Below are 17,529 nucleotides of genomic sequence, written 5' to 3'. Positions count from 1 at the left end.
GAGAGGTCCCATGAACCCGCGCCTGCATCACGCCCGCTTTGCCGTGTTTCTGTGTGGCTGTGCGGCGTTTCTCAATCTCTACGCGACCCAGAGCATCCTGCCTGTGTTTGCCGAAAGCTTCCAGGTGAGCGCCCGGCAGGCCGGGTGGAGCATTACGGTGACCACCCTGGCAGTGGCTTTGGCTGCACCTTTTGTCGGGCGCCTGACCGGGCGTTTCGAGCAACGCAACGTGATTGTCGTGGCCGCGTTGCTGTTGGCGCTGCCAGCGCTGCTGACGGCCTATGTGGACAGTTTTGCCGAGCTGCTGGTGTGGCGGTTTATCGAGGGTATGTTGATCCCGGTGGTATTCGCCACCAGCGTGGCCTATATCGGCGACCGCTGGCGCGCAGCGACTGTCACCGAGATCACCAGTCTCTACGTCGCGGGTACGGTACTCGGCGGGTTTGCCGGGCGCTTTGTCTCGGGGGTCATGACCCAGTATGTCGGTTGGCGGGAAGCCTTCGAGCTGCTGGCGGTGATCAGCCTGGCGGTCGGCCTGCTGATCCTGTTGCTGCTGCCGGCCAATCCAGTGGCGCGTCCCGGCGTCGGGGGCGTGGGCGCGCGCGGGGTACGCTGGCTGCTGCGCAAGCCCTTGCTGGCGGCCTATGGCGTCGGTTTCTGTGTGCTGTTCTCACAAGTCGCGACCTTTACCTATGCCGGGCTGTATCTCAGCCAGGCACCGTTCAACCTGGGCGCAGCAGCCTTGGGGACACTGTATGCCGTGTTCCTGCTGGCGCTGGTGGTCATTCCCATTGCGGGTCGCTTGAGCAAATCGCGACCGCAATCGCAGCTACTGAGCGGCGCCGTGGCGCTCGGCCTCTGCGGTTCGGCCCTGACCTTGTTGCCGTCCCTGTGGCTGATCGTGCTGGGCCTGGCCCTGAGCTCGACCGGCGTATTCCTGGCCCAGGCCTGCGCCAATGCGTACATCGCCACCACGGCCGGGCAGGACAAGTCCGGCGCCGTGGGCCTGTACCTGACCGGCTATTACCTGGGCGGCAGCGCCGGTGCAGTGGCCCCGGCGCTGCTCTGGGAGCAGTGGGGCTGGCCGGGCTGCGTGGCATTGATCGCAGGCTTTCAACTGTTGTCGCTGGCAATCGCCCTGCTGGGCTGGAAACCGGTAGACACCCAGGCGCTGATCGCCGGCCAACGCGGCAAACCGGCCTGATGTTTCATCGACTATGAGAGGTGAACATGACTGACACCGTGATCAAGCGCAGTCAGTTGCTGAAGATACGTTTTGCCTGAGAGCCACTGACCCGGATGAACACCCTGAAGCAAACCGCAGCCCCGTCGTTGTCACCGCCTGACCAGGCAACTGTGCGCTGCCGCTCCCTGGTGGCCGGTTGTGGCGCGCATGCCGTGCACGACGGCCTGACCGATGTGATCTATGTGCTGTTGCCGATCTGGCAGGCGCAGTTCGGCCTCAGCTACGCCCAGGTCGGCCTGTTGCGCGGTGCCTATGCGGCCATGATGGCCGGCTTCCAGTTACTGGCCAGTCGCGCTGCGGCACGCTGGGGGCGCCAGCGCTTGCTGGTGGGCGGCACTGCGCTGGCGGGCTTGGCCTATCTGCTGGCGGGCCAGGCCGGTGGGCTGGCGGTGCTGCTGGTGGCGCTGCTGCTGGGCGGGCTGGGCGCAAGTACGCAGCACCCGCTGGCCTCGTCGTTGATCACCGATGCCTACGAGGCGGGCGGGGAGGCGGGCGGGGGCGTCAAGCAAGCGCTGTCGCAGTACAACTTCAGTGGAGATATCGGCAAAACCCTGATCCCCGGGTTGATCGGCCTGTTGCTGGCGGTCATCAGTTGGCGCGCCAGTGTCACCCTGCTGGGTGTACTCGGGCTGCTGGCGGCAGGCTTGTTGTGGTGGCTGATTCCGGCGCGCACCGAAGGTTTGGCGGCGCCGCCCAAAGCCACCCGTGCGGGCGGCGGCACCGGCTCCGTGAGTGGGCTGCGTGCGCTGATCCTGACCGGCACGCTGGACAGCGCGGTGCGCATGGGATTTCTCACGTTCCTGCCGTTTTTGCTCAAGGCCAAGGGGGCCGGGCCTGCGGGGATCGGTCTGGCGCTGACGATGCTGTTCGTGGGAGGCGCCTTCGGCAAACTGTTGTGCGGTTACCTCGGTGCGCGCATCGGCATGATGAAGACGGTGTGGGTCACGGAGTTCACCACGGCGCTGCTGATCGTCATGGCGGTATACCTGCCCTACGCCGGTTTGATGGTGATGTTGCCGCTGCTGGGGCTGGTGCTCAATGGCACGTCGTCGGTGCTCTACGGCGCGGTGCCGGACCTGGCGGGGCCGGGCAGGCGCGACCAGGCTTTTGCAGTGTTCTACACCGGCACCATCGGCGGCGGCGCCTTGGCGCCGGTGCTGTTCGGCAGCCTGGGGGATGCCACCGGCGTGCCCCTGGCCGTTTTGCTGCTGGCCGCCACCTTGTTGCTCACCTTGCCGCTGTCCTGGCGGGTTCAACGAGGGCTGGAGGCTCAGGCCCGGTAGGGCGAACGAATTTTTCAGCGTGTTCTGGCAGGTATAACAATGAACAACAGTGAACCGTCTGCCGTGTCATTGCCGCTGTCCCGGCGTGCGCAACGTCTGCGCGCACCGGGCACGTCCAGCATGCGCAGCAAAGCCAATGCCTTGAAAGAAGCCGGCGTCAACGTGATCAATTTTGCCGCTGGGGAATTGTCCTTCGATGCCTGCCCGGCCATGAAAGCCGCGGTGAGCGATGCGCTGGCCAATGCACGCAACCGCTATACGCCGCCCATCGGCCTGCCCCTGCTGCGCCAAGCGCTGGCGCAGCAGGTGACTCAGCGCTGCGGGGTGAATTACGTCGCCGATGAAGTGGCAGTGACCGCCGGAGCCAAGCAGGCGCTGTATAACGCCGCGATGGTGCTGCTCGATCCGGGGGATGAAGTCATCGTTGCGGTGCCGTACTGGGAAACCTTCCCCACCCAGATCCAGCTGGCCGGTGGCGTTCCGGTCTATGTCGATACCGCTGCGGATGACTACCGCCTCACCTGCGCGGGGCTGTCGTCCAACCTTTCACTCATTGGTGCATGTGTCGGGTTGGAATCCCTGTTTCAGGGCGAAATACGCCAGTTATTTATAGAAATGCACCATTTAAATTCATAAAAGCGACATTTTGCCCTGTCACGGTGCGAAATGAATTGATAAAGTCCGGCTCAATCTCTGTTTAACAACAATCATTTTGCCGAGACTTTTCATGCACGAATCCGTCGAATCCTTCCTCGCCCACCTCAAGAAACGCGACCCCGACCAACCGGAATTCCATCAGGCCGTAGAAGAAGTCCTGCGCAGTCTGTGGCCGTTTCTTGAAGCCAACCCCCACTACCTGACCTCGGGCATTCTGGAGCGCATCTGCGAGCCGGAACGTGCGATTAGCTTTCGGGTTTCGTGGGTGGACGATCAGGGCAAGGTCCAGGTCAATCGCGGTTTCCGTATCCAGATGAACAGTGCCATCGGCCCATACAAGGGCGGTTTGCGCTTTCATCCTTCGGTGAATCTGGGCGTGCTGAAATTCCTCGCCTTCGAGCAAACCTTCAAGAACTCCCTGACTTCGCTTCCCATGGGCGGTGGCAAAGGCGGCTCGGACTTCGACCCCAAGGGCAAGAGCGACGGCGAAGTGATGCGTTTCTGCCAGGCGTTCATGAGTGAGCTGTACCGCCATATCGGCGCCGACGTGGACGTACCGGCCGGTGATATCGGCGTGGGCGCCCGTGAAATCGGCTTTCTGTTCGGCCAGTACAAACGTCTGAGCAACCAGTTCACCTCGGTATTGACCGGCAAGGGCATGACCTACGGCGGCAGCCTGATCCGCCCGGAAGCCACGGGTTTTGGCTGTGTGTACTTCGCCGAAGAAATGCTCAAGCGCGGCGGCCAGCGGGTCGAAGGCAAGCGCGTGGCCATCTCCGGTTCGGGCAACGTGGCGCAATACGCGGCGCGCAAAGTGATGGACCTGGGAGGCAAGGTGATTTCCCTGTCGGACTCCGAAGGCACCCTGTACGCCGAGAGCGGGTTGACCGAGGAGCAATGGTCAGCCCTGCTGGCGCTGAAAAACGTGCAGCGCGGTCGCATCAGCGAACTGGCTGAGCGTTTTGGCCTGGAATTTCGCCAAGGCCAAAGCCCCTGGGCGCTGGCGTGCGATATCGCGCTGCCCTGCGCCACCCAGAACGAACTCGACGCCGACGCTGCCCGCGCCCTGTTGCGCAACGGCTGCATCTGCGTCGCCGAAGGCGCCAACATGCCGACCACCCTTGAAGCTGTGGATATCTTTATCGAGGCAGGCATTCTGTTCGCGCCGGGCAAGGCGTCGAATGCCGGCGGCGTGGCCGTCAGTGGCCTGGAGATGTCGCAGAATGCCATGCGCCTGCTGTGGACCGCCGGCGAGGTGGACAGCAAACTGCACAGCATCATGCAGTCGATCCACCATGCCTGCGTGCATTACGGCGAAGAAAATGGCCGGGTCAATTATGTGAAGGGCGCAAACATCGCAGGCTTCGTCAAAGTTGCCGAAGCGATGCTGGCCCAGGGCATCGTCTAAACCCCGGGCTCGATACGCAGCACTTCGATCAACTGATCGCCGACGGGGCGCTGCCACAGCACCTCATCCCCCACCTGGGCGCCGAGCAATGCGCGCCCGAGGGGCGAACCCCAGTTGATCAAGCCTGCGTTGGCATCGGCCTGATCTTCGCCGACCAGTTGGATGCGCTGCTGCTCGTCCTGCTCGTTGGCGAAGGTCACCCAGCTGCCGATCTGCACCTTATCGGTAGAGATGGCCGGCGCCACAACCAGGGCGCTTTGTACCCGCTGGTTGAAGTAGCGCAGATCCCGCTCAAGGTCGGCCTGGCGTTGCTTGTCCGCCTTTTCGCCCTTGGCGGATTCGGTGCTGTATTCCTGCTGCAACTGCGCAACCTTGGCCTGCAACTGCGCCAACCCTTGCGCGGTCAAGCGATTGGGTTGCTCGCTGACTTGACGCTCCACCGGCTGATCAGCCTGGGCGGCGGCATTGTCTTCATTTACAAAAGCTCGGCTCATGATGTTCTCCCTCAATGGAGCTTGGGCCATGTTCGCCGCGCGATCGTTCCCACGCTCTGCGCGGGAATGCCGCTCAGGACGCTCCGCGTCCGCTTCTAACGCGGCGCGCTATTGCGAGCGATAAGCCTTGGCCGCATCGCGATCCTTCTCCTGCTGCCATTCGTGCTCGCGGTCATCCCTGCGGTTGTCCTGGTAGTCCCGCAGCTCCTCGTTCTCGCGCATGGCCTTGCACTGGCGGAAACCATCTTCCCAGCCTTCGGCGTACTGCCGGTCTTTCAGATAGCGGGGCACGTTCTTGCGAAACTCCCCGGTAATCACCCCAGCGGCCTGGCGACCGCTGCTGCAACCGTCGTCGAAGCCATCGGCAAAGGCGGGCGGATAACCTTTGGCCAATAAGTCCTGGTGGGTCGATTGGCAGCCTGACAACCCCACCACTACACACAGCATTAGCGCAGACCGCCACATGGCGTACTCCCTGGCCGATTTACGGCTGATAGGGGAAGTCTAGTCAGGGATTTGTCAGATGTGTGTGAAAGGGGAGTCTGCGGGATGTTGGCTGTGCAAAATTATTTCTGGCTAGACACAAACCAAATGTGGGAGGGGGCTTGCCCCCGATTGCTGAATGTCAGCCACTGCATCTGGTGACTGATCCACCGCCATCGGGAGCAAGCCCCCTCCCACATTTTTGATTTTCATTCGGCTTGAATCAGTAGTGATACCACTTCACTTCGAGCATCACTTCATTCACTGGTGTGGACAAGTGGCTGTACTCGCGCTGGGCGCTCAAGCGCAGGCCCAGGTTGCGCGACAATTCCCACTGTTGGTTCAGGCTGATGCTGCGCCGTACTTCGCCATTGGTGAAGAAATCACCTTTGGCCTCCAGGCTCAGGTTGCCCAATGGGTTTTTCCACAACAAGCCGGTATTGAACCCTGCCGCCGGGGAGATGGCTTCGCTGAAGTCATTGTTGTGTTCCACGCGCACCGTGCCGAGGGCGAAGCCGAGCATGTCGTCGCTCAACTGCCAGGTGCCGCCCGCGCCGCCGTTGACGTGGGCGACCAGGGTTTCATCGTCGTGTTTACCCGGTACGCGCTCCAGGCCACCGGTGACTTGCCATGACCAGGGTTGCAGCAAGGCGTTGCGTGGGGTCAGGGAGCGGATGGTGGCCAGGTCCAGTTGCTGCAACTGCCAGTGATTGCCTTCGTACTGGCGCAGTTTCATCTGCAGGATTTCGATTTGTGCGCCCAAGGGGAAGCCTTCGGCGTTGTCGTTGAGGTCGTGATAGGCCATGCGCAGGCCGTATTCGCCGAAGGCTTTGTCGCCGCGGGTGCCGATGCCGGCCTGCCAGGTGCGCGATTCGTGGCCGTTCTCCGGCAGGCCGGGCGGGGTGATCTTCAGGTCGGGCGCAGGGTTCTGGTTGATCGCACGCAGCAGTTCGAAGCTGCGCTGAGAGCGTGCAGTGTCGCGCTCCAGGCCGTTGGCGCGGTAGCGGCCGAGGCGATAGGCAGCGTCGATGATCAGCGCTTGGCGGTCGCGGGGCAGGGCTTTGAAGGCTGGCGCCTGCAATTGCTGCTGGTCATCGCTGATGGTGAGCGCCCATTGTTGCTCATCGCCGTCCAGCGGTTTGGCACGTTCCAGCAGTTCGCGTTCACGGGAGGGGCGATAGTCGATCTTTTCCACCAGGCCCGCTTCCTTGACCGCCTTGACGGTGTCGGTGGGGATCGCCGTCAGCGGGAACTGCTCGGTCAGGCGCAGGCCTGGGCGCGCCACTTGCAGCAATTCCAGCAGGCGATAGGAGCAGTTTTCATCGAAGAAGAAGTAGTCGAACTGGATCTGCTTGAGTTCCCACACATGCTCGACCATGCGCTTGGTCTCGACTTCGGTGAGGTTCAGGCGGTATTCCCACAGGTCACGGTTTTCCAGGCTGCGGTATTCGGAGAGTTTTTCCTGGTAGGGCACCAGGGCGAACAGGCCGGGGTAGCCGCCCATCAGGCCTTTCCAGGCATACAGAATGCTGTTGTCCGAGCCTTCGATATAGGCGCCGAAGTTGATCGCGTAGCTGAGCAGGGCGGTGTTGTTGCTCTGCACGTCAGCCTGGTCGATGCGCAGCAGCGTATGGCCGAACATCGACGACGGGCTGTTGAGGTACGCCGCCGGGAAAATCATCACCGCGCTGTGGGGCGCGACGTCCGAGAACCATTGTTTGAATTCCTTGCAGTCCACGGCGGGCAGGTCGGTCAGTTGCAACTGGTCCTTGAGCCAGCGGGTGCGTGCGGGATAAACGCATTGAACATGCTTTTCACCCAGGCTGGCCGGTGCATACAACGCATCCACGGTGGCCTTGAGTTCGGCATCCGGATGATGCGCCCCGTCGGCGGCGAGAAAGAATTTCTTGTCGCTGACATAGCTGCGCCAGCCACTGATCTTGCCGGCTTCGTAATGGCCCAGCGACAGCCAGAACGGGTCATTGGCCAGTTGCTGCAAACGTTGATCGTCGAGGTGCGGTGCCGCATGCAGCGGGGCGCAGGCGAAGAAAGCCAGGCAAGCGAGGCGTTTGAGCATGGGGGCTACTTAAGTCGGACTGAAAAAAAGACCCAAGGGGGGCAGGTCGAAAAAACAAAACCCGCGCCTCGAAAGACGCGGGTGGGTCGAGCTTAAGCCTGGGTAGCGTATTTCGCCAGACGGGCATCACTTTTCAGTACGGCAATGGTGTTGTTGTGCACGTCGTCAGCGGTCACGTCAGCCTTGCTGAAGATCTGCTGGAAGTGCTCGTGGGTCACAGCCGCGAAGTGCTCGCGATCTTCCGGCGCCACGCCCAGTACCACGGCGTAGGTAGTCAGCGCTTCGCCGTTACCCTTGGCCATGTCTTCGGACAGCTCGTTCATCATGCCATTCATGGCAATCCAGGACTTGCCGCCGTAGGTCAGGGAACTGTTGGTGCTGCAACCGTTGGTGCCCGAGGTCATGCCGAAGGTGGCGTTACCTGAAGTACCGTTGGTGGTGGAGGCCAGGAAGTGGGCCGGAGTACCGCGCTGGCCTTCGAACAACATGTTGCCCCAACCGCAGTTCGGGCCACCTGGTGCTTCTGCCATTGCATTGAGGGAGACGACGGTGAAGAGAGTACCAAGAAGGATCCGTTTCATAGCTTTGTTCTCTTTGTGTGCAAACCAATGGACAAGGGTTCAGGCGCTTCGCAGCGCCTAGGGGCCAGTTATTAGTCCAACCCGCGCAGTTTGGAGTTTAGGCACGTTCCTGGGGTTCCGTGATTTTTTATAAAACATTCAGTCTCGAATGATTTTTTTATACGCCGCGCGTGCTGTCTATGCTTTCCCGAAAGCGCGCCTTGCCAGAGCGCGCAACCGAGAGCCAGAATGCCCCCATCTGCCCCGCCTGATGTAAGGAAGCCCGATGCCTGATCCTGTTGCTGCCAGCTTGCGTCTAGCGCCCGAAGCGCTGACTCGCCCTTTTTCCGCTGAACAGTTCAGCTTCTCGACCACCAATGATTTGGAGCCCTTTCGCGGTGTGCTTGGCCAGGAACGTGCAGTTGAAGCATTGCAGTTCGGCGTGGCAATGCCACGTCCCGGTTACAACGTGTTTGTCATGGGCGAACCCGGTACCGGTCGCTTTTCATTCGTCAAACGTTACCTGAGGGCCGAAGGCAAGCGCCTGCAAACCCCGTCGGACTGGGTGTATGTAAATAATTTCGATGAGCCGCGCGAACCGCGCGCCCTGGAATTGCCAGGCGGCGCCGCAGCGGCGTTCATCGCCGATATCAACGGGTTGGTCGACAACCTGGTGGCGACCTTCCCGGCCGTCTTCGAACACCCGACGTATCAACAGCGCAAAAGCGCGATCGACCGGGCATTCAACCAGCGTTACGACAAGGCCCTGGATGTGATCGAACGCCTGGCCCTGGAAAAAGACGTGGCGCTGTACCGCGACAGCTCCAACATCGCGTTTACCCCGATGCTCGATGGCAAGGCCCTGGACGAGGCCGAGTTCTCGCAGCTGCCGGAAGCCGACCGCGAGCGTTTCCACACCGATATTTCCGAGCTGGAAGAGCGCCTCAACGAAGAGTTGGCGAGCCTGCCGCAGTGGAAGCGTGAGTCGAACAATCAACTGCGCCAGTTCAACGAAGAAACCATCACCCTGGCCCTGCAGCCTTTGCTCGCACCGTTGTCGGAAAAGTACGCAGAAAACGCCGCCGTCTGCGGTTACCTGCAGGCCATGCAGGTGTATCTGCTGAAAACCGTGGTCGAGCAATTGGTCGACGACGCCAAGACCGACGCCCAGGCCCGCAAGCTGCTGGAAGAGCAGTACTGCCCGAGCCTGGTGGTGGGCCATCCGGTCAACGGCGGCGCGCCGGTGGTCTTCGAGCCGCACCCGACCTACGACAACCTGTTCGGCCGTATCGAATACAGCACCGACCAGGGCGCGCTGTACACCACGTATCGTCAGCTGCGCCCAGGCGCATTGCACCGTGCCAATGGCGGCTTCCTGATCCTGGAAGCGGAAAAAATGCTCAGCGAGCCGTTTGTGTGGGATGCACTCAAGCGTTCCTTGCAATCGCGCAAGTTGAAGATGGAGTCGCCGCTTGGCGAGCTCGGTCGCCTGGCCACCGTGACCCTCAACCCGCAAATGATCCCATTGCAGGTCAAGGTGATCATCATCGGCTCGCGCCAGCTGTACTACGCGTTGCAGGATGCCGATCCGGACTTCCAGGAAATGTTCCGGGTGCTGGTGGATTTCGACGAAGACATCCCGATGGTCGACGAAAGCCTGGAGCAGTTCGCCCAGTTGCTCAAAACCCGCACCTCGGAAGAAGGCATGGCGCCGCTGACGTCGGATGCGGTGGCGCGGCTGGCGACCTACAGCGCACGCCTGGCGGAACATCAAGGCCGATTGTCGGCGCGTATCGGCGATTTGTTCCAGTTGGTCAGCGAGGCGGACTTCATTCGCCACCTGGCAGGCGACGAAATGACCGATGCCGGGCATATCGAGCGCGCGCTCAAGGCCAAGGCCACGCGCACCGGGCGCGTGTCGGCGCGGATTCTCGACGACATGCTCGCCGGGGTGATCCTGATCGACACCGCCGGCGCCGCCGTGGGCAAGTGCAACGGCCTGACGGTGCTGGAAGTCGGTGATTCGGCGTTTGGCGTACCGGCGCGGATTTCCGCCACGGTATACCCCGGCGGCAGCGGTATCGTCGACATCGAACGTGAGGTCAACCTCGGCCAGCCGATTCACTCCAAGGGTGTGATGATCCTCACCGGTTACCTGGGCAGCCGTTATGCGCAGGAATTCCCGCTGGCGATCTCGGCGAGCATCGCGCTGGAACAGTCCTACGGTTACGTGGACGGCGACAGCGCTTCCCTGGGCGAAGCCTGCACCCTGATCTCGGCCTTGTCGAAAACGCCGCTCAAGCAGTGCTTTGCCATCACCGGCTCGATCAACCAGTTTGGTGAAGTGCAGGCCGTGGGGGGAGTTAACGAGAAGATCGAAGGCTTCTTCCGCCTGTGCGAAGCGCGCGGTTTGACCGGTGAACAGGGCGCGATCATTCCCAAGGCCAACGTGGCCACGCTGATGCTCGACGAAAAGGTCTTGCAGGCCGTGCGCGACGGGCAATTCCATATTTATGCGGTACGCCAGGCAGATGAAGCGTTGAGCCTGCTGGTGGGCGAGGATGCCGGCGAGCCGGACGCCGAGGGGCAGTTCCCGGAAGGTACGGTCAATGCCCGCGTGGTGGAGCGTTTGCGCGCAATTGCGGAGATGATCAGCGAGGAAGACCTCAAGGAGGCGGAAAAGGAGCTGGCGCAGCAGGCACTGGCGGAAGCCAAACCTACCTGATCCCTGAAGCTTGATGGGATCAAAAATGTGGGAGGGGGCTTGCTCCCGATAGCAGTGTGTCAGTCTCAGTATCTTTGACTGGTCCACCGCTATCGGGGGCAAGCCCCCTCCCACATTTCGTTTTGTGGGTGCCATTAAATTGACGACCCTCCGCAATCCAGTGCCGTTGGTCCCTACCACCTTGGTCTGTCGCGTTTTTATTCTATTCTGAGGATTAGGGATATCCACAGGAGTCGCAGGATAGAAACAGCCTCGCCTTTGCGCTGGGGCTGAACGCCGATCTACCGAGGGTCGCCGCCATGCCGCGCAACCTTTGCCTTACCCGCCAGTGCCTGGGCCTGGAAACCCGTATCGAATGCTCCATTCGCCCGCTCGCCGGGGAAAACGGGTTGTGGACATTATTGTTCGCCGCCGGCATGTCGGGCGAACAGCCTTCCACGGTCAAGTCCCAAGGCCCGTTTCATGGGCCATTCGTGGCAGAAACCATGTTGGGCTCCATCGTCGACAGCCTGACCCTGTATGGCTACGAGCAATTGGACGAGCCGCAGATCTGGTGCCTGCACCTGCAGGCCCATCTGCGCCAACTCAACGGCGGCCACGAGCAACTGGCCCTGTAATCGGGCTATTTGCTTTCCGGTTTGTCCAGCTTGACCTCGAAACCATATTGCACGGTGTCGAGGTCGGTGCGCTGGTAGCTTTCCAGGGTGGTCGGCTGACCGTAGAAATAATGCACGTCAAACAGCGCCGTGCCGTACTCCTCGGCGCGGTGGCTCACGCCGAGAATTTCCTTGAGGTAGTTGCCGCTGCCGTCCTTGGCGTAGAAGCGCCAGCTGTCGGCGGGAAACGCGCGCTGGTCGACGATCAATGCGTTGTCCTTGAGCACCAGGCCTTTGGGCAGTTTGCTGGTGTCAATCGAGGCCTTCTCGATGGTGGCGAGGAACAAGGGCACCGAGCCGACCACAAACGCCGGGGTTTCCGGGAACAGGTTGAGGTCGTAGGTCAGCGTGCCACTTGCCGCATTCATCTCGAAGGCCTCGGTGGGCAACTCGATGGGTTCGCCGCGCTCGCCTTTATCGTCGGCCGTGAAAAACGTGATCGGCGCGTCGCTGTTGTTGCGCTCGGCGCCGACCAGGTCGTCGTTGAAGGTGAAAGGGTGGTCGAACACGATTTTCGCGGCACTGGCGTCGTCGGTGGACTGGCTGATGGTGACGCTGCTTTTCAATTGTTCTTCCGTCAGCGAGGCGTCTTTGAGCCAGCTGGCCGCAGCGTCGTCATAGACCGTGACCGGCATCGGCAAGGGTTGCACGGTGTGTTGCAGGCTGTTTTTGTCGAAGCGCATCACGGGCAGGTCCAGCTCCTTGCGGGTTACCGTGGTCTTGGAAAAATCCAGCACATTGACCTGCAGGGTGTCGATCAATCCGTTGAAGTACACCTTGGCGTAGTGGCTCTTCTGTGTGTGTTCGAAGGCTTTTTGCGCGTCGGTGAGTTGTTTTTCGAACGCTTCGGACCAAGCCTTCTGTTTTTGCATCTCGGCCAGCTGCTTTTCATAGAACGCCACTTGCGCGGCATTTTCGTTGATTGAGCCTGAGCGGGTGAGAAATTGGCCGGTACCGTCCCGAGCCTGTACCAGCAGCGGGTTGGGCGAGTCGTCGCCCAGCTCTGCGGCCAGGGGCGCGCTGTTGGTCAGTTCAAGCTCGGCGTAATTCTTGTCCAGCGACACCAGGTTGAGGGTGATATTGCCCTCGGTGCGCGGGTGGCCGAGGTCTTTTTTCGACAGGTCGAAGGTCAGCACCTTGCCTGGTGCGGCAACCTCAATCGCACCTTTGAGGCTGACAGGCTGCGGCTGGCTCTTGTTTTCCGTCTCGATGCCTTCGATGAACGGGTAGGTCACCGTCAGGTCGTCGGGGTTGGTCAGGTTGGAGCTGCTTGGGCTGAGCTGGATGCCGGGGTCGGTTTCCGACCATTCCGGCTGGAAGGGAATGACTTTGTTGTTGCTCAAGGTGACCGACTGCCATTCCAGGCCATGGGGAAAGGGGAACTGGTCGGGGGCGTTGAAGGTGAACGGGAAGACCGGCTGCAGATCCGTCAGGTAGTCGGAATGGGAGGCTCTGCGCAGTACGAACAGGCCGTTGATATAGGTGTCCACCAAGGCCTGGGGTGTGGGGTAATGCTTGAGCAGGGCCAGCGTGTCTTCGCCGTATTCGGCTTCGATGGGCTTGGCGGCGAGCTTGAGGCGTGCACGTTCGAGCAACAGCAGCGAGCCGCCGAGGTCGGCGATGGCGTCGCGCAGCTTGGGGTCCTGGATGTTGTCCAGGGACTGTTCGAACTGGCTGGTTTTCTCTTCGAGGGTGGCCTGCTTCTGCTCTTCTTTGGGGGAGCAGCCGCTGGTCATCAGCAACGCCGCGCACAGGCCGAGAGTGGCCAAAGGGGATCGCACATCCATCATCAGAGTCTTCCTGTCCGACAGCATCGAGCCGAGTTGAGGGTCTCGACACTAGCAGAAAAAAGCCCTTACAGATGCCACTTCAAGTCAGTTTTCTCGCGGTGACAGGTGCCCGGTAGCGGCTGGTATACTCGGCTCCATTTTTAGCCAAGCTGTGTGAGATTCAATGGAACGCTTTATCGAAAACACGATGTATGCCGCGCGCTGGCTGCTGGCGCCGATCTATCTGGGTTTATCGCTGGGGTTGCTGATCCTGGCGATCAAGTTTTTCCAGGAAATCATTCATGTGATCCCCAATATTTTCACCTTGCTGGAGTCGGAGGTGATCCTGCTGTTGCTGTCGTTGATCGACATGGCCCTGGTCGGTGGCCTGCTGGTGATGGTGATGATTTCCGGCTACGAGAACTTCGTCTCACAGTTGGATATCGATGAAAACAAGGAAAAGCTCAACTGGCTGGGCACCATGGACTCTTCGTCGCTGAAGATGAAAGTGGCGGCGTCCATCGTGGCGATTTCCTCCATCCACCTGCTGCGCATCTTCATGGACGCCAAGAACGTCGATCCGCAACACCTGATGTGGTACGTGATCATCCATATGACCTTCGTGGTCTCGGCGTTTGCCATGGGTTACCTGGACAAGCTGACCAAGCACTGATGGCGCGCGCTCGCCTTACTGCTCGACGAAGTAGTAAGGCTGGCGATTGATCGCCATTTCCTTGATCACTGTCACTTTCTCATTCAGTCGGTCCGTGTGGTCCAGCAGCGCAATGTTGCCGGGTTTGGCGCCGAGAAATGCACGTAATTGGGGCTCGGTTTGCAAAATCGGCAAATAGGCCTGCAGATAGAACACGCTGGCGCCGGCAATCCGCTCATTGGGTTGGAACAGCGCCACCTCCCTACCTTCGTCTTGCAATGCCTGGACTTGACTGATCACGGGCACGAATGACTGACGCACATCGGCTTTGGGCGCGAACCATAAGGCTGCGCTGAGGTAGCAGGCGATGGCCAGGGTAAACACGCCGAAGACAATGCGCCGGTGGTAGCGGTACAGCGCCGGTTTGTGCTCTCTCACCCACTCCAGCAGTACCCGCGCATATTCGGCAGCCAGTACGGCGGCGGCCGGGGTCAGTGCCATCAGATAGACCGTGCGTTTGCTCGAGGCCAGTGTCAGCAGGGTGAACTGCGCCACCAGCCATACGCTGAAAAACAGGCGGTAGCGGTTGCGCACCAGGCTTTTACGAAAGTGCCACAGGCCCAGGTACACCAGAATGTTCCACGGCAGGAAGGCCTCGGGCAGTTTGGCGAGGTAATAGTAGAACGGCTCGTAATGCCCGGCTTCGACAAACGAGCCGCTGAAGCGCCCGACGCTGTTGGTCCACAGCACCTCACCGACGGCCTGCATGCCGCCGCGCTGAAACAGAAACCCCAGCCAGATCAGCAACGGCACCAAGGCCAGCAGCGTGAACAGCGCGGGCTTGAGCCAGTCGCCAAGGCGCAGGCGTTTATCCATCAGGCTGGTACAGGCCAGGTAAACGAAGATCACACTCCCCGGCATCGCCAGGCCCAGCACGCCCTTGCTCAACGTCGCGATGACCATCCCCGCCGTAAACAATGCCCATGCCCAGGCAGCGGAGCCGTGGCGCTCGGCCGCGGGGCGCATCGCCTGGTAGAACCCGAGCAACGCAGCGGTCACGCCCAGGCTGAGCAACGAATCCTCACCCACCCCGCGCACATTGCCCCAATAGCTGGCCATGGTCGCCAGGATCAACGCGGCACTGAACGCCAGCGTGGTTGGCCGCCCGAACCGGCGCAGCATGCCGTAGAGCAGCATCACGCTGAACAACCCGGCGAAGGCTGATGCCAGGCGCACAGCCCCGGTGCTCGCGCCAAACACGCGAATCGCCCCGGCATCCAGCCACAGGCTCAGCGGCGGTTTTTCCAGGAAAGGCTCACGAAACAGACGCGGCACCACCCAGTCATTGTCCAGGTGCATGGCCATGGCGATCCCGGAAACACGGGCTTCGGTGGAGCCTTGCAGTTCATGGTTGCCCAGGGCGAAGAAGAACAGCAGCGCAGCGAGCAGGAGCAGCAGGGGAACGGGACGCGTCATGGGGTGGCTACCGGGCAGGAGACCGCTCGGAAGAGCGACCGTGGCTGCCCGCCAGTATAGGGATGGGTTTCTTAACGATTCGTGAACGAGTGTGGGGTTTTTGTGCGGTCGGGTTAAGTTTGCGCCTTGGCGGCAAACAACTCCTTGGCGTGCGCAAAACACTTCTCAGCAATCGCCGAGCGCGGTTCGGTCTTGCGCATCACCATGCCCAGCGGCGCGAGCACGCTGGCGTCTGGCAGGTTGATAAACGCGAGGTTTTCGATCGGGCTTTCCAGGGCGCTGTCCAGCGGCATAATTGCGCAGCAAAAGCCTTCGTGGATTGCCTGGAACAGCTGATAGGTTGAATCGCTTTCGAGCATGGGCTGGGGGGCGAGGCCGCGGCTGCGGAAGCTCAGGTCAATGGACTTTCGATAGTGCATGCCCGTGCTGATCATCCCCAGGGGCAATTGGGCGGCGTCTTCCCAGCTCATTTCGGTGCCTTCGAAGTGGAAGTGGCGTGTGTCGTACAGCAGGCCGACGCGGGTTTCGCCCAGTTCGAAAAAATCCAGGTAGCTGGAGTTTACGTGGTCCAGGTAACACACCCCCAGGTCCAGCTGATTGGTGCCCAGCGCTTCGATGATCTTGTCCGAGCTCATGGAGGTCAGGCTGAACTTGAGTTCCGGGAAGGTGTGGGACAGGCCCTGGATGTAGCTGATCGGGTTGAAACCGCTGAGCGGCACCAGGCCCAGGCGCAAGTTACCCACCAACTGGCCGCGACACGCCGCCGCTTCGGCGAACAACCCGTCATGGGCGGCGAGCAGGGTTCTGGCCCAGGCCAGCACACGCTCACCGGCCTCGGTGAACCCTTCGAAGCGCTGGCCCCGAGTGACCAACTCCAGCCCCAGCTCATCCTCCAGATTGCGCAGGCGCATCGACAGCGTCGGCTGGGTGATATGGCAGCGCGCAGCCGCCTGGCCGAAATGACGGGTCTGCTCCAGCGCGATCAGGAATTTGAGTTGCTTTATGTCCATCAAGACACCTGCCAGTCAGCCGTAACAATAGGCAGCCATTGTTTAGGCGCTTGAGCCTCATGGCAATCGATTGATGGCGGCCTGCTGGAGAAAGACATGAGCGTAACGGCGGATGCGTCGTGTGTACGGCTTCAATTGAGTACACAGTCGATGGGTTCAAGGACGGGCGGCAATTCTGTCGCGCCGTTGGCGTGCAGCACTTCGCGTTCGATGGTGCGCACGATGGCGTTGGTCGGCAGGTCGTTTTCGTCGTAGCCGAAAGGGTCTTCCAACTCGTCGCCAATCGCGTCCAGGCCAAAAAACGTGTAGCTCACGATGGCGGTGAATACCGGCGTCAGCCAACCCAAGGGTTCGGCCATGGCGAAGGGCAGCAAAATGCAGAACATGTAGCTGGTGCGGTGCAACAGGAGCGTGTAGGGGAAGGGCAGCGGGGTGCTTTTGATGCGCTCGCAAATGGTCTGCGTGCGGGTCAGGCTGCTCAAGTGGCCGGCCATCAGTTGATAGCGCCACTCGCTGAGGCGCCCGGATTCGACCAAGGCCGAACACTGCTGGGTCACGCGGCCGACAATGCTTTCCGGGATATTCGGCGTGTTGGCCGGCGGCGGCGTATCGAGCCAGGGGGCTGCCGCGCCGGGCTCGTCTTCATGGCGCAGCCGGGCGTTCAAGGCATGGGCGAACCCGCACAGGTTGCGCAGGATCTCGCTGCGCTGGCGGGCGTCCTGGATCACCTGGGTTTCCCGGATCATGGCGCGCACATCCATCAGCATGGCGCCGAGCGCTTTGCGCCCTTCGTACCAGCGGTCATAGCAGGCGTTGTTGCGAAAACTCATGAAGATCGAAAGTGACAAGCCCAACAGCGTGAACGGCGTGGCGTTGACCTTGGAGAAGTAGGCTGGATGAAGGGTTTCCACCAGCACAATCACCGAGGCCAGCAGTGTCACCAGCAGGCTGCGCAGTGCGATGCGCCGGGCCACGGAGCCCTTGAGCGACGTCAATACACCGATCAGGTTGGGTTTGGCTCTGACGATCATGG

15 protein-coding genes are annotated in these 17,529 nt (G+C 61.1%); 7 read left to right on the top strand and 8 right to left on the bottom strand.

The window, feature by feature from the left end:
- Positions 1 to 10 precede the first annotated feature (10 nt).
- From C4J93_RS22935 to gdhA, 4 genes are all read left to right on the top strand, one after another.
- The gene (locus C4J93_RS22935; RefSeq protein ID WP_124368418.1) at positions 11 to 1,204 is read left to right on the top strand and encodes an MFS transporter; all 1,194 of its coding nucleotides are present in this window, start codon (positions 11 to 13) and stop codon (positions 1,202 to 1,204) included.
- A gap of 95 nt (positions 1,205 to 1,299) precedes the next feature.
- Complete coding sequence (locus tag C4J93_RS22930; RefSeq protein ID WP_124430543.1) at positions 1,300 to 2,529, top strand: MFS transporter; 1,230 nt, start codon at positions 1,300 to 1,302, stop codon at positions 2,527 to 2,529.
- A gap of 39 nt (positions 2,530 to 2,568) precedes the next feature.
- Positions 2,569 to 3,165, top strand: coding sequence for a pyridoxal phosphate-dependent aminotransferase (locus C4J93_RS22925; RefSeq protein WP_256660105.1), 597 nt, complete (start codon positions 2,569 to 2,571; stop codon positions 3,163 to 3,165).
- 91 nt (positions 3,166 to 3,256) lie between these two features.
- A complete protein-coding gene (gene gdhA, locus C4J93_RS22920) occupies positions 3,257 to 4,594 on the top strand; it encodes an NADP-specific glutamate dehydrogenase (protein WP_124430542.1) in 1,338 nt (445 codons plus the stop codon).
- On the opposite strand, the gene C4J93_RS22915 is transcribed toward gdhA, so the two are convergent.
- The 4 genes from C4J93_RS22915 to C4J93_RS22900 form a co-directional block, all read right to left on the bottom strand.
- The gene (locus tag C4J93_RS22915; RefSeq protein ID WP_124430541.1) at positions 4,591 to 5,088 is read right to left on the bottom strand and encodes a GreA/GreB family elongation factor; all 498 of its coding nucleotides are present in this window, start codon (positions 5,086 to 5,088) and stop codon (positions 4,591 to 4,593) included. The genes gdhA and C4J93_RS22915 overlap by 4 nt on opposite strands.
- 108 nt (positions 5,089 to 5,196) lie before the next feature.
- Entirely contained in the window at positions 5,197 to 5,553 is a 357-nt protein-coding gene (locus C4J93_RS22910) for a hypothetical protein (RefSeq protein WP_124405327.1), read from the bottom strand.
- Positions 5,554 to 5,794: 241 nt separating this feature from the next.
- Positions 5,795 to 7,648, bottom strand: a complete 1,854-nt coding sequence (locus C4J93_RS22905; RefSeq protein WP_124430540.1) for a DUF4105 domain-containing protein — start codon at positions 7,646 to 7,648, stop codon at positions 5,795 to 5,797.
- Between the two features lie 92 nt (positions 7,649 to 7,740).
- On the bottom strand, positions 7,741 to 8,229 hold the full coding sequence (locus tag C4J93_RS22900; protein WP_124364474.1) for a DUF3015 domain-containing protein: 489 nt from the start codon (positions 8,227 to 8,229) through the stop codon (positions 7,741 to 7,743).
- 265 nt (positions 8,230 to 8,494) lie between these two features.
- Between C4J93_RS22900 and C4J93_RS22895 the strand changes: the two genes are divergently transcribed.
- Positions 8,495 to 10,933, top strand: coding sequence for a Lon protease family protein (locus C4J93_RS22895; protein WP_124430539.1), 2,439 nt, complete (start codon positions 8,495 to 8,497; stop codon positions 10,931 to 10,933).
- A 299-nt stretch (positions 10,934 to 11,232) separates the two neighbouring features.
- Positions 11,233 to 11,550 (top strand): hypothetical protein, encoded by a 318-nt coding sequence (locus C4J93_RS22890; RefSeq protein WP_124430538.1) that lies wholly within the window; start codon positions 11,233 to 11,235, stop codon positions 11,548 to 11,550.
- 5 nt (positions 11,551 to 11,555) lie between these two features.
- Here C4J93_RS22890 and C4J93_RS22885 read toward each other — a convergent pair whose 3' ends face one another.
- Positions 11,556 to 13,379: a hypothetical protein gene (locus tag C4J93_RS22885; RefSeq protein WP_124430537.1), complete on the bottom strand. Its 1,824-nt coding sequence runs from the start codon at positions 13,377 to 13,379 to the stop codon at positions 11,556 to 11,558.
- Positions 13,380 to 13,542: 163 nt separating this feature from the next.
- Between C4J93_RS22885 and C4J93_RS22880 the strand changes: the two genes are divergently transcribed.
- Positions 13,543 to 14,031, top strand: coding sequence for a TIGR00645 family protein (locus C4J93_RS22880; RefSeq protein ID WP_124364470.1), 489 nt, complete (start codon positions 13,543 to 13,545; stop codon positions 14,029 to 14,031).
- A 15-nt stretch (positions 14,032 to 14,046) separates the two neighbouring features.
- On the opposite strand, the gene C4J93_RS22875 is transcribed toward C4J93_RS22880, so the two are convergent.
- The 3 genes from C4J93_RS22875 to C4J93_RS22865 form a co-directional block, all read right to left on the bottom strand.
- Positions 14,047 to 15,486, bottom strand: coding sequence for a glycosyltransferase family 39 protein (locus C4J93_RS22875; protein WP_124430536.1), 1,440 nt, complete (start codon positions 15,484 to 15,486; stop codon positions 14,047 to 14,049).
- A 113-nt stretch (positions 15,487 to 15,599) separates the two neighbouring features.
- The gene (locus C4J93_RS22870; RefSeq protein WP_124430535.1) at positions 15,600 to 16,496 is read right to left on the bottom strand and encodes a LysR family transcriptional regulator; all 897 of its coding nucleotides are present in this window, start codon (positions 16,494 to 16,496) and stop codon (positions 15,600 to 15,602) included.
- Positions 16,497 to 16,627: 131 nt separating this feature from the next.
- Positions 16,628 to 17,527, bottom strand: coding sequence for a bestrophin family protein (locus C4J93_RS22865; protein ID WP_124430534.1), 900 nt, complete (start codon positions 17,525 to 17,527; stop codon positions 16,628 to 16,630).
- Positions 17,528 to 17,529: the final 2 nt, after the last annotated feature.

It is taken from the genome of Pseudomonas sp. R2-37-08W, from assembly GCF_003851705.1.
Taxonomy (GTDB): domain Bacteria; phylum Pseudomonadota; class Gammaproteobacteria; order Pseudomonadales; family Pseudomonadaceae; genus Aquipseudomonas.
The sequence above is the reverse complement of the archived record's forward strand: the minus strand, read 5'-3'. Positions and strand labels throughout refer to the sequence as shown.